The organism is Chitinophagales bacterium (genome assembly GCA_020636495.1).
Lineage (GTDB): Bacteria > Bacteroidota > Bacteroidia > Chitinophagales > Chitinophagaceae > UBA5543.
Map to the genome: position 1 here is coordinate 118,873 of JACJXQ010000008.1, position 12,504 is coordinate 131,376.

The following is a 12,504-nucleotide window of genomic DNA, read 5'->3' on the forward strand; positions in this document are numbered from 1 at the left end:
ATATTGCTCGGCAATGAAAAAACCATTACTTACAATGTTTGCATTAGGAGGCCTGGTGTCAGCCTATGCACAATCAGATTCAACAGAAGCGGCAGAACGAACGCTGCTGCAACCACAGTACCTGCAACCGGTAGAGATACGCTCACTACGTGCCGGTTCCGATGCTCCATTTGCTAAGATCGAACTGGATAGCAAAGAAATCAAAAAAGCTAACCTTGGGCAGGACCTGCCGTATTTATTGCAATACACCCCATCGGCAGTTGTAACCTCCGATGCAGGCGCGGGTGTAGGATACACAGGTATCAGGGTGCGTGGTACGGACGGTACCCGCATCAACGTAACACTGAACGGTATCCCGGTAAATGACCCTGAGTCACAGGGAACATTCTTTGTCAACTTCAGCGACCTAGCTTCCTCTACGGGCTCCATACAGTTGCAGCGTGGTGTAGGTACCTCTACCAACGGAGCGGGTGCTTTTGGCGCAACCATGAGTATCAGTAATATGCAGCAGTATGAGAAGGCTGGTGCTGAGCTGTACAGCAGCTATGGTTCTTTCGATACATGGAGAAACACACTGAAGGCTGGTACAGGCTTGCTGAAAGGCGGTTTCCAGTTCGATGTACGTCTATCAAAGATCAACTCACGCGGATATATCGACCGCTCTAACAGCGACCTGAAATCTATGCAGTTCATAGCTGGTTGGAAAGTGAGCGATAAAACACAACTGCGTTTCATGCTGATGACCGGTAAAGAAATGACCAAACAGGCATGGAACGGTGTAGTACAGGATTCACTGGCTACCAACCGTACCTTCAACGAGTTGGGAGCTATGACGGGTGGTGGGTACTACAACAACCAGACAGACAACTACCAGCAGGACTATTACCAGTTCTTTGTTGACCATAAGTTCTCAAAATACATCTCGGGGCATGCCGCATTGTTCATGACGCGCGGCAGGGGCTACTACCAGGAGTACAAGCAAGACCAGGCATACGGCAGTTACGGCCTGCCTGATTATGTAACAGGCAACGATACCTTGACCAGCACAGACCTTACCCGTCAACTTTGGTTAGACAACTACTATTATGGCTCCGTATTCTCGCTGATATATGAGAAGAACAAAACACAACTGACCTTTGGTGGCGGGTGGAACCAATATGCAGGTAACCACTACGGCGATGTGTTATGGACCATGAATGGCGGTGTGCCGGATAACTACCGCTGGTACGACTTGAATTCTCAAAAGAACGACCTGAACCTGTACCTGAAACTACAGCAATATGCAGGCGAGAAGCTAATGCTGTTCGGCGACCTGCAGTACAGGAATGTTGCATATAACATCTATGGTTTCCGCGATAACCCGGCTATACAGCCTATGCCGGTATATAACTTCTTTAACCCCAAAGCCGGTGCTACCTATTTTATAGCCAACAATGGCCACAAAGTTGAAAAGCTGTATGCATCGATAGCCGTTGCAAATAAGGAACCTAACAGGACCGATTTTGAAGCCTCACCTGTTGACCAGCCCAAACATGAGCAACTGTACGATGTTGAAGTTGGTTTCGACAGAACGGTGAGCAAGCTCCACCTGAATGCTAACTATTATTACATGTCCTACAAAAGCCAGTTGGTGCTGACAGGACAGATAAATGACGTAGGCGCTTATACGCGTACCAATGTAGACAACAGCTACAGGATGGGTATAGAGCTGCAGGCGTCTTATGTACCTACCTACTGGCTAAAGGCTTTTGCCAATGCAACTTTTTCTCAGAACAAGATCAAAAACTTTACTGAGTACATAGACAACTATGATGACCCCTATGGTGTACAGAATGTAGTAAAACATGGCACTACAGATATCGCATTTTCTCCCAATGTGTTAGGTTCGGGCGGGCTTACTTTCAGCCCGTTCAGGTATATGCAACATGGGCAGAGCTTTGAAATGGACCTTTTGGGCAAATACGTAGGCAAACAATACCTGGACAATACCAGCGATGACAATCGCAGCATCGACCCTTATGGCCTGTGCGATATCCGTATCAGGTACTCCATCAAAACAAAAGCGGTAAAAGAGTTGGGCTTCAACCTGATGCTGAACAATATTTTCGATAAGAAATACGCCAGCAATGGTTACACGTTCAGCTACATATCTGGCGCACAGCTCAATACGGTTAACTACTACTACCCGCAGGCAGGCTTTAACTTTTTGTTAGGTGTCAATATGAAGTGGTAAAGGCAATTTTTTCATGCGTTATGATGCGTCCTGTGTTATGCAGGGCGCATTTTTTGTCTATACCTGTATAAAGGGCAGAAAAAACGGATAAAATACCTTTGTCATACTGACAGAATTACATTGGTAAGTAATTTGATGATAGTACCTGTATGGGAATAGGATATTTGTTAATTGTAGTGTTTTTCATGGTGCTGGGCTCAGTTGTGAGCGGCAGGCTGAAATCGAAATTCAGGGAGTATGGCGAGCTGCCCCTGGGCGCCGGGATGAGCGGTAAAGAAGTAGCTGAAAAAATGCTCCGTGATAATGGTATTTATGATGTAACGGTCAACTCTGCGCAAGGGTTCCTGTCCGACCATTATAACCCGGCCGACAAGACGGTGAACCTCAGCCCTGATGTATACAGTGGGCGAAGTATTGCAGCTGCTGCGGTAGCCGCACACGAATGCGGTCATGCCGTACAACATGCCAAAGCATACAGCATGCTGCAGTTTCGTAGCGCTATGGTACCGGTAGTTAAGGTGAGTACTACATTAGGACAATGGGTATTGCTGGCGGGTGTAGGGCTTTTCTTTGGCCGTGGCAACCAATGGTTATTATTGGCGGGTATTGTGATGTTTGCCATCTCCACACTGTTTTCATTAGTAACTTTGCCGGTGGAGTATGACGCAAGCAACCGTGCACTGGCCTGGATGGAAAATACGGGACTTACTTCCCGCAACGAACATGATAAAGCAAAAGATGCACTGAAATGGGCGGCACGTACTTATGTAGTGGCCGCACTAAGCTCGGTGGCGATGCTTTTGTATTATATTTCTATTTTTATGAACCGCAGGGATTAAACCCTGTTAAATGAACAAGATGGTAGTAGAACAATTATATACAAAGTGCCTGAGTGAAGCAGCTTATTTTATAGCCAGCGACGGTGAAGCAGCGGTAATAGACCCGCTGCGCGATGTGGATGAATACATCAAAAAGGCGGAAGAAATGGGCGTGAAGATCAAATACATCTTCGAAACGCATTTTCATGCTGATTTCGTGAGTGGCCACCTTGACCTGTCTAAGAAAACGGGAGCGCCTATTGTATACGGGCCCATGACAGTAACAAAATTCCCTGTACATGTAGCGAAAGATGGCGAAGAATTCAGTATAGGTAAGCTGAAGATAAAAGTACTGCACACCCCCGGCCATACACTGGAAAGCTCTTGCTACCTGCTAAGCGATGAGGAGGGTAAAGAACACTGCATATTTACAGGTGATACCCTGTTTGTAGGCGATGTGGGCCGTCCTGACCTGTTCAGCGGCGACATGAGCAAAGAGCAACTGGCCAGCATGATGTATGACTCGCTAAACACGAAGATCAAGACCCTGCCCGACAACCTGATTGTATATCCCGCTCACGGTCCCGGCTCGTCATGCGGCAAAAACCTGGGTGCTGAAACTTTCAGTACCATCGGGCAACAAAAAGAAACAAATTATGCCCTGCAGGACATGACGCGTGACGATTTTATCATTGTGGTTACATCAGGACTTTCTGCACCGCCCGCATACTTCCCCGTCAATGCAAAGATCAATAAAGAGGGTTATGAGAACATGGATGAACTGAAACAAACATCCATGACACCACTAACTGTTGCAGAACTAAAAGAAAAAATCAAGAATGGTGTTTGGGTACTGGATACCCGTCCGGCCACCGTCTTCACAGAAGCGTTTGTTCCCGGTGCTATCAGTATCGGTCTTGAAGGGCGTTTTGCCGAGTGGGCCGGTAGCCTGTTGCCGTTCGACCAGCCACTGGTACTGGTAACAGAGCCGGGAAAAGAAGAAGAAAGTGTAATCAGGCTGGCAAGAGTAGGATTTGAGAATGTTCAGGGCTACCTGAACGGCGGAATGGAAGCATGGATAAATGCAGGCGAACAGTCGGATATGATCGTTGATATTGAGCCTGACGAACTGGCGATGGATATACCGCATGACAAAAAACTGGAAGTGGTTGACGTACGCAAACCTTCAGAATTTGACAATTGCCACCTGAAAGGTGCTACCAATGCTCCGCTGGACAAACTGATGGATCCCTTCAATGTAGCCCTGCTGGATATAGACAAGAATCTATATATACACTGTGCAGGTGGCTACCGTTCAGTTATTGCTGCTTCTTTGCTCAAAAGACAGGGATATAACAACCTGCGCAACATACTCGGCGGGTTTGCTGCTATGAAAGAGCAGAAAGGTCTGAAAGTAGTAACGCCTGAAAAGGAAGCGTTATAATTAAAAGTATAACTATATGTAAAGCCTCTTTTTTATCAGAAAAGGGGCTTTTTTATTGCAATTGTACAGCAGGGCATGTATTTTTAAGTTTAGAAAAGTATATTTGAAGCTTATCTGTTAAATGATTAACATGAGACATATTTCCGCTATATGCCTGTTTGTGGCATTGGGCTTTGCATCTACGGCCGTAAAGGCACAGGGAGAGGCAGACCCCGGCTTTGCATCTACGGGCGCTATGCGTACGACATCTGCATTGATGATCAATGAACATGACTATGAGAACCAACGTGCCCATTTCAGTCTTGGGCATACTTTTGCCAAAGGCGAAAGGGACATGAGGCTCAACATCTCTCAACTTGAAACAAGGCTACCGCTGTTCGGATTATACAGCGGCGGTTACTTTGATATAAAAGTACCTATCTTCTCAGCAGGTGGCGAGCTTGCCAACACATGGGGATTAGGTGATGTATCTGCATCATATACGCATATGTTCCTGGGCATAGAAGACTGGACCATACAAGGTTCGGCAGGCCTTTTGTTGGGCATGGGTACTGCGAATGTTACAGATGGTAAGGCAAGGCCATTACCTATGGCATATCAGGCCAGCCGCGGTAGCACAGACGTAATGGTAGGTGGTAGTGTAACCTACAAACAATACGCAACGGTATCAGCGGGATATCAGCAACCTTTCTACAGGTACAACGAAAACGAATTCTTTGCAGCCAACCAGGTCAATGATACTTTCTACAGTAGCGATGCGTATACTATTTCGCGCAAGCTATATCGCCAGGGCGATGTAATGATGCGCCTGGAGGGTCACCTGGTGAATGAACGTGGCGGTGTTACCGGTGGCGTGCTGGCTATTTACCATCTGAAAAATGATCTGTACCAGGACAGGAATACCGGTGGCTGGTATGAGGTGGAAGGCACACAGGGTCTTACACTTAACCTGAGCGGTAACGCATTCATACGTATGGGCCGTTATGGTCAATACAAGCTTGACCTGAATGTAGCTGCGCCCGTTGTACGTACCGATGTATTCTCTGCCGGTCTGTATCGCAAATGGATGATCACACCAAGGTTCACATACTTCTTCAACAGTAAGAAAGGTCCGTTGATGTTCTAAAACAACTTATTATTAATAATTGCAAAAGCAGGAGAACAATCTCCTGCTTTTTTTATTTTGTTGCATTGACGTTTATTCTATTGATCATGCTATAACCGGAACAACATATGAGAACTAATACAAAATATTCCCCGCATAAAAAAGGGTGTTTTTCCCGTTTTTTCCCACCCCGTTAAAAAGTAGTTTTAATCTCCGGCGTTACGTGTTCTGTAATAAACAGTATGGAGATGGTAGATGAATGAGCAACAACGTGGAAATTTTCGCTTACAATAGACAATCACTATTCGAACCTTTTTTATAATACATTCTATTATTCACTCTAAAAACAAATCAAATTATGGAAGGAATGATTGGGGAGATAAGACTATTTGCTCCCAATTTCGCTCCCAAGGCCTGGGCATATTGCCAGGGACAGATCTTGTCTATTGCATCAAATACGGCCTTGTTCTCCATTCTGGGAACAACGTATGGCGGTAATGGCACTACTACTTTTGCATTGCCAAACTTCAACGGTCGTTCTGCCGTTAGTTCAGGCAGGGGGCCGGGTCTGTCAGATTACAGGTTAGGACAAAAAACAGGTACCGAAACCGTAACGCTAAACATTACACAAATGCCGGCGCATACCCACACGGTTTTAGTTACAAATCCAAGCGGCTCCGTAACCATGGGTGGCTTTAATGATGAGCCTAACCAGGCAAGCCCGGTTAATGGCTATCCGGCGCTGGTAGATGGCTTTACGCTATACGATACAAGGGCCGATGAATTCATGCAAATGTCTAATGTAAATGTAGGAGGTGCAATCAATGCCGCGCTTGACGGTGGTAACCAGTCTCACGAAAACAGGCAGCCATTCATCGCGATCAATTACATCATATGCCAGTATGGTATATTCCCATCAAGAAACTAATTAACAAACCCAATTTTAACACGATAAAATAAAAATATTATGGAAGGTACAATGGGCGAAATACGTTTGTTTGGTGGCAATTTTGCACCACGCAACTGGGCATATTGTGAAGGCCAGTTGATGTCAATAGCAGCAAACACAGCCTTATTTTCACTATTAGGCACTACCTACGGCGGCGACGGACGCACCACTTTCGGAATTCCTGATCTGCGCAGCAGGGTTGCTGTAGGTGTAGGTCAGGCTGACTCCGGTACTATTTATGATTTGGGAGAAAAAGGCGGTATAGAGAATGAAACGCTGACTGTTAGCCAGATGCCATCTCATACGCACGATATTGCTATCCACCTGACAGCACAGGCCGGTCTGCCTTCATACAATGATGAGGCGAATTCTTCTGAGCCGAGCGGAGCGGGTTATGCGCTACCTAACAACGACCTGGAAATATACAACGTGACAGCCAATAACGTAATGGGAACTGTGACCGGTACCTATAATGCCACAGTACAAATGGGCAATGCAGGTGCCAGCTATCCTCACTCAAACGAGCAGCCAAGCCTGGGTATGAACTTTATTATCTGTACAGCAGGGATTTTCCCATCCAGGAATTAATGTATTAATCAAAACGTTAACACAACAAAAAAAATATTATGGACAGTTACATAGGTGAAGTACGCATGTTTGGCGGAAATTTTGCACCAAGGAATTGGGCTCTTTGCCAGGGGCAATTACTTTCCATTGCCGCAAACAACGCTTTATTTTCAATATTAGGTACAACTTTCGGCGGTGATGGTCGCACAACATTCGCCTTGCCGGACCTGAGAGGCCGTGTGGCAGTAGGTACAGGTACCGGTCCTGGTTTGTCTACTATACGGTTAGGCGAAGTATATGGGTCGGAAACAGTTACTTTATTACAGCCTAACCTGCCGGTTCACACCCATGCATTGACATCTTCACTTCATAGTACGTGGAGCCCAGCATGTTCTGATGCAACTTCAGGCAATACTAACGAACCTACCGGCGCTGTTCCTGCGGCATCAGCCACAAGCACTTATGCAGGCTCATCAGACGGTACTAAGTTCAAACCAACACCGCTAACAAATTTCGGTGGTAATGTTACACCTGCAATAGCCGGTGGTAATCAGCCGCATAACAACCTTATGCCTATACTCGCGGTAAATTATATGATTGCTTTGTATGGAATATATCCAAGCCGCAATTAATCGACCGTTTAGATGTTAATTATTAATGTCAATTACAGGGTTGTAGCAAATACTCTGTAATTGACATTTTACCGGGACAAACAAACTTTAGTAAAGAGAAAGTGTATGAAGATAGGATTAATAGTACCCAGGTCCGAGCTATTCCCACTTGTGGGCCTGCAATTTATTGATGGGGTAAATTTTGCATTGCAACAAAACAAAGAAAAAGAAATACAGGTAATAGTAGAAGACGGTGGCAATGCTGCCGATAGTGATGAAACAGTTGGCAAAGCCAATAAACTGTTATTGCAAGACAGGGTAGATGCTGTAATAGCTTATACCGGTGCTAAAACACATGAGGGACTCAGCAACCTGTTTGATAAATATAAAAAAATACTTGTATTGGCAGACTGGGGAGCATACATGACGTATGACCTGAAATATTCTGACTATGTATTTCATCATACCATGAATGAATGGGTTGCATCCTACTCACTGGGCAGGCACATGGCAGAACAAGGACACAAAAAAATCCTATTCTGTCTTTCACTTATGGATGTAGGTTATCATCTTGCTTATGCTTTTCTCAGGGGAACTGAAGAAGGTGGTGGCTCAGCTATCGGATATCACACAGCAAAACTTAATACTGACCCGGCCTTTTATGCGGAACTGGAGCAAAAAATAAATGAGTGGCAACCTGACACCATTTATTGCGGATTTGCAGGTGATGATGCAGATAAATTCTGGCAAAACGCTGGTGAGATGATCATCAATAAAGAGCTGGCGGTTGCTGGTCCGGGCTTACTTACATTGCCGGAAATACTGGAAAAGTACAAACCCTCTACCACAGGTATCACAACATCGTCAGCATGGTATCCTGCCCTGTCAAATGAGCTCAACACAACATTCCTGGAAGATTACAGGAAAGCTACCGGTAACGAAGCTGACAGGTTTTCTGTACTGGGTTATGAGTGCGGGATGGCTTTGCTGAATGCCGCAAGTTATAATGAGAACGGGTTCCTGGATGTAAAAAATACGGCCAGCAATATAAAGAACAACACCATCAATAGCCCGAGAGGTGAAGTGAGATATGATCCAGAAAAAAATTACACGGTAGCCAATAGCTACCTGGCAAAAATAAATAACGACGGTAAAGAGATAGTAACAGATACCATCCATGCCGATATGGAAAAATGGCGTAAAGACAACCTTGAAGCACACCCTAATGAAGGATGGTTAAATCCCTATCCTTGTACCTAGTGTTATGAACAAGCAACCTAAAATAGGCGTATTAACTGATGGCAGCCTGGGCATACCATCATTGCATGCTTTACTGCAAAACAAACTGGTAGCATCAATAGGCTTGCCGGACAGGCGACACGACGCTATTAATGATATTAAACAACTCACTGCGGCATATCATTTTGATCCTGTTATACTCTCAAAGCCGACACTGGAACAAAGTTTGACAAGGTGGATTGAAGACAATCAGCTTGACGTAGTGTTCGTCTTCACATTTCCCTGGCGGATTCCTGCAGATGTATTAAATAAGGTTCGCGTTGGTTTTTTTAATTTTCATTTTGGCTTATTACCTCAGTATCGCGGTGCCAATGCTATATTCCCCGCTATAAAAAACAGGGAGCCGTATGGAGGAATAACAGTACACATGATGGATGCCGACCTGGATACAGGTGACATTTTGCATATTGAAAAAGAAGCTATACTTCCTACTGATACATATGGCATGTATAGTGCACGATTGGCCAACCTGAACATAGCCGTGCTGCAAAAAATATTACCCGGCATCTTTTCCGGTAATATCAACACGGTGAAACAAGAGGAACAAAATGCCGCGTACTACAGCAAACCTGTTATTGATGACATATCTATAAAATGGGAACTGCAAACAGCAGAAGAGATAATTGCTTTGGTTAATGCCTGTAACCCCTGGAATAAAGGTGCATATACATCACTGCATGACATGCCGCTGAGAATAACTGAAGCTTGCATTTCCGATGAAATATCTGAAACAGCAACCATTGGAGAGATCATAAAAATTGACACAAATGGTATGCACGTGCAATGCATAGGACATAAAAACATTACACTGAAAATAATAACGATTGAAGAAGGTATTTATTCAGCACAGACTTTTACACATGTATGTGGAATAAAATCAAATGCAAGGTTTAAGGACTTAGCTACCTTACAGCAAACAAGTAACAAATAAGTAAAAACGTATAAAAATCAAACTATGAAATTGAAATTATTACTGAAAAAGAAAATATGCCTGTTGGCACTGATGTTATTCAGTGTATACACAATACAGGCTCAAACAACTTTATCAGCGGGAGATATCGCTTTTACAGGGTATAACTCTGATGGCGCTGACGATAGTTTTTCATTTATTCTTTTGGCACCTATTTCTTCCGGCACCGTTGTCAAATTTACTGACCAGGGTTGGACAGGTTCTGCATTGAATGGCACAGAGGGAGAGATCACATGGACCTCAACCAGTGCTATGTCTGCGCTTACTGTTGTAACAATTTTACCAACTGGTTCAGGATATGCTTCCGCCGGAAGCCTGGTCATAAATACTGCTATGAGTCTTGCTACCGGTGGCGACCAGATATTTGCCTTGCAAGGCACCCTTGGTTCGCCTACGTTCATTGCCGGGGTCCATATGAGTGTCGAACAATCTTCTTATCCGTCTTCAGGTACGCTTAATGGAACAGATAGTGATTGGGATGGCGTTGCTGTCGGAGGTTCACAATCCAAATTATCCGGAACGGGACTTACTGCGGGCTTTAGCGCGGTTTGGCTGTACGACTCTTTGCTTACAGCACCCGGCGGAGGTACCTTTTGGGAAGTTGATAATGCCCGTGCAAAATGTACTGCTTTAACAGGAACAGTTTCGCAAGTACGTGCAAAGCTATTCCAAAGATCCTATTGGGACTATGATAACGGTACCGCATTTGCTCCTACAAGCCCCTCTTGTACACCCACCTCTACTACATGGAATGGCTCTACATGGGATAATGGCGCACCTACTGCCAGTTTAGATGCAGTAATTGCATCCAGCACAACTCCGGGTAACTTCACATGTAAAGACCTGACCATTAACAGTACCTATGCATTGACCATGGGTTCGGGCACTACTGCCAATATCAACGGTAGCGTTACCAACAATGGTAATGGCTTCAGCGGTGTGGGAACATTTAACTTCGCAGCATCTGGTTCCATTTCAGGTAACACCATATCTACTACGGGTACTATTACGGTAGCATCAGGTGCTACACTCACTACTAATAGTAAATTGACCCTATCGGCAACTTCCAGCACCGTTTTCGGTACTATCGGCAATTCAGCGGGTACAATAAGTGGCAACGTTACTGCCGAATGTTACATCCCCGGCAAAAGAGCATTCCGTTTCTTCGGGCATCCGTTCACGTCATCCCAGGCATTAACTGCACTTACCGATGATATTGACATTACAGGTTCAGGAGGTTCTACAAACGGATTTACCACAACAGCTACGAATAACCCTTCTGCTTTCTGGTATGACGTAACGACAGCGACAGGTTCCGCCACTGCCGACCCCGGATGGACAGCTTTTACCAGTACAAACGGATCTGGTGCCAACGCCTGGGACCAATATGAAATGATAAGGGTACTGGTGCGTGGCGCAATGGGCGAAGGGCTTGCAGGCGGCACGTACACGCCAAGCAATACAAAATTCGATATGACAGGTACAGTTAACCAGGGTAGCCAGGTAGTAAACGTTACAAAAGGCAGCGGCTCTATTTACGCAGGTGTGGCCAACCCATTCCCTTGCGGCATACAAATGAATGCACTTACCCGGGGTGGCGGTATCGCTTCTTTCTACTATGTATGGGATGCGACTTCAGGTGCGGCAGGTGCGTATACAGTCAAACTATATTCCGGCTCATATATATTACCTCCATTTGCAGGCTATGTTACAGCTATTGCCTCTACTTCAACTATCACTTTCCCTGAATCCTGCAAATCCGCAGGAGGTGCGTCTATCTTCAAAGGTACTGCTGCACAATCTCAGGTGCAACTCATCATCAGCGACAGCACAACCAAATGGGATGAATTGTTGATAAGCTTTGATGATAATGCAAGCAGTGACTACGAGTTACTGGTAGATGCTGTTAAGTTCTACAACCCGGGGCTTGACTTTTTTACGCTGTCTTCTGACAGTCAGCGCCAGGCACTTGATGTAAGGCCATATGCCGACAGCAGCTCTATAAAATTGGGGCTTACTGCCTACAACAGGTATAACAAGTACGTGATCCGCAGCGGCGATTTTGATATTCCTGCCGGTACTAAACTCTACCTGCACGATAAATACCTGAATAAGAAAGAAGAAATTAAAGCAGGTTTTGAATATTGGTTTGATGTAACTACCGATACATTAACGCAGGGTAACGAACGTTTCGAGATCAACATGGTAGGTAAACCAACTTCCATCGCTGCCGAAAAGATTATTACCAATGCAAAAATGCAGCTGGTGCCTAACCCCGCTCAAAATGATGTAAAAGTATCTTTTGCAAATATAGAAGGTACTTCATACCTGAGAGTAGTAAGTATAACAGGACAGATAGTATATGCAGAAACAATACAGCAGTCTAATGGTAGCGTTATCATTCCGCTGAACAATGTACCTGCAGGTGTTTATGTGGTAATGATACAAGGAGAAAAAGAAAGGTTAACTGAAAAACTGATCAAAGAATAAATCAACTATAACCAGTCA

The 12,504-nt window shown here is 44.9% G+C and carries 10 protein-coding genes; all 10 read left to right on the forward strand.

Annotated features, from left to right (window positions below):
* The first annotated feature begins 13 nt into the window (after positions 1 to 13).
* Entirely contained in the window at positions 14 to 2,233 is a 2,220-nt protein-coding gene (locus H6550_00605; GenBank protein ID MCB9044613.1) for a TonB-dependent receptor plug domain-containing protein, read from the forward strand.
* A gap of 149 nt (positions 2,234 to 2,382) precedes the next feature.
* A complete protein-coding gene (locus H6550_00610; GenBank protein ID MCB9044614.1) occupies positions 2,383 to 3,072 on the forward strand; it encodes a zinc metallopeptidase in 690 nt (229 codons plus the stop codon).
* Between the two features lie 19 nt (positions 3,073 to 3,091).
* Positions 3,092 to 4,495 carry an MBL fold metallo-hydrolase gene (locus H6550_00615; GenBank protein ID MCB9044615.1) on the forward strand — a complete coding sequence of 468 codons (1,404 nt, stop codon included), beginning with the start codon at positions 3,092 to 3,094 and terminating at the stop codon, positions 4,493 to 4,495.
* A 130-nt stretch (positions 4,496 to 4,625) separates the two neighbouring features.
* The gene (locus tag H6550_00620) at positions 4,626 to 5,621 is read left to right on the forward strand and encodes a hypothetical protein (GenBank protein MCB9044616.1); all 996 of its coding nucleotides are present in this window, start codon (positions 4,626 to 4,628) and stop codon (positions 5,619 to 5,621) included.
* Positions 5,622 to 5,958: 337 nt separating this feature from the next.
* A complete protein-coding gene (locus H6550_00625) occupies positions 5,959 to 6,528 on the forward strand; it encodes a tail fiber protein (GenBank protein ID MCB9044617.1) in 570 nt (189 codons plus the stop codon).
* Between the two features lie 36 nt (positions 6,529 to 6,564).
* Positions 6,565 to 7,137, forward strand: coding sequence for a phage tail protein (locus tag H6550_00630; protein ID MCB9044618.1), 573 nt, complete (start codon positions 6,565 to 6,567; stop codon positions 7,135 to 7,137).
* 35 nt (positions 7,138 to 7,172) lie between these two features.
* Positions 7,173 to 7,748 carry a phage tail protein gene (locus tag H6550_00635; GenBank protein ID MCB9044619.1) on the forward strand — a complete coding sequence of 192 codons (576 nt, stop codon included), beginning with the start codon at positions 7,173 to 7,175 and terminating at the stop codon, positions 7,746 to 7,748.
* A gap of 105 nt (positions 7,749 to 7,853) precedes the next feature.
* Entirely contained in the window at positions 7,854 to 8,987 is a 1,134-nt protein-coding gene (locus H6550_00640) for an ABC transporter substrate-binding protein (GenBank protein ID MCB9044620.1), read from the forward strand.
* 4 nt (positions 8,988 to 8,991) lie between these two features.
* The gene (locus tag H6550_00645; GenBank protein MCB9044621.1) at positions 8,992 to 9,957 is read left to right on the forward strand and encodes a hypothetical protein; all 966 of its coding nucleotides are present in this window, start codon (positions 8,992 to 8,994) and stop codon (positions 9,955 to 9,957) included.
* 24 nt (positions 9,958 to 9,981) lie between these two features.
* Complete coding sequence (locus tag H6550_00650) at positions 9,982 to 12,486, forward strand: T9SS type A sorting domain-containing protein (protein ID MCB9044622.1); 2,505 nt, start codon at positions 9,982 to 9,984, stop codon at positions 12,484 to 12,486.
* Positions 12,487 to 12,504 lie beyond the last annotated feature (18 nt).

Excerpts from the sequence above, each read along its gene's own strand:
- H6550_00620 (MCB9044616.1), top strand. The coding sequence starts at position 4,626 with ATGAGACATATTTCCGCTATATGCCTGTTTGTGGCATTGGGCTTTGCA.
- H6550_00645 (MCB9044621.1), top strand. The coding sequence starts at position 8,992 with ATGAACAAGCAACCTAAAATAGGCGTATTAACTGATGGCAGCCTGGGC.
- H6550_00625 (MCB9044617.1), top strand. The coding sequence starts at position 5,959 with ATGGAAGGAATGATTGGGGAGATAAGACTATTTGCTCCCAATTTCGCT.
- H6550_00650 (MCB9044622.1), top strand. The coding sequence starts at position 9,982 with ATGAAATTGAAATTATTACTGAAAAAGAAAATATGCCTGTTGGCACTG.
- H6550_00610 (MCB9044614.1), top strand. The coding sequence starts at position 2,383 with ATGGGAATAGGATATTTGTTAATTGTAGTGTTTTTCATGGTGCTGGGC.
- H6550_00615 (MCB9044615.1), top strand. The coding sequence starts at position 3,092 with ATGGTAGTAGAACAATTATATACAAAGTGCCTGAGTGAAGCAGCTTAT.
- H6550_00640 (MCB9044620.1), top strand. The coding sequence starts at position 7,854 with ATGAAGATAGGATTAATAGTACCCAGGTCCGAGCTATTCCCACTTGTG.
- H6550_00605 (MCB9044613.1), top strand. The coding sequence starts at position 14 with ATGAAAAAACCATTACTTACAATGTTTGCATTAGGAGGCCTGGTGTCA.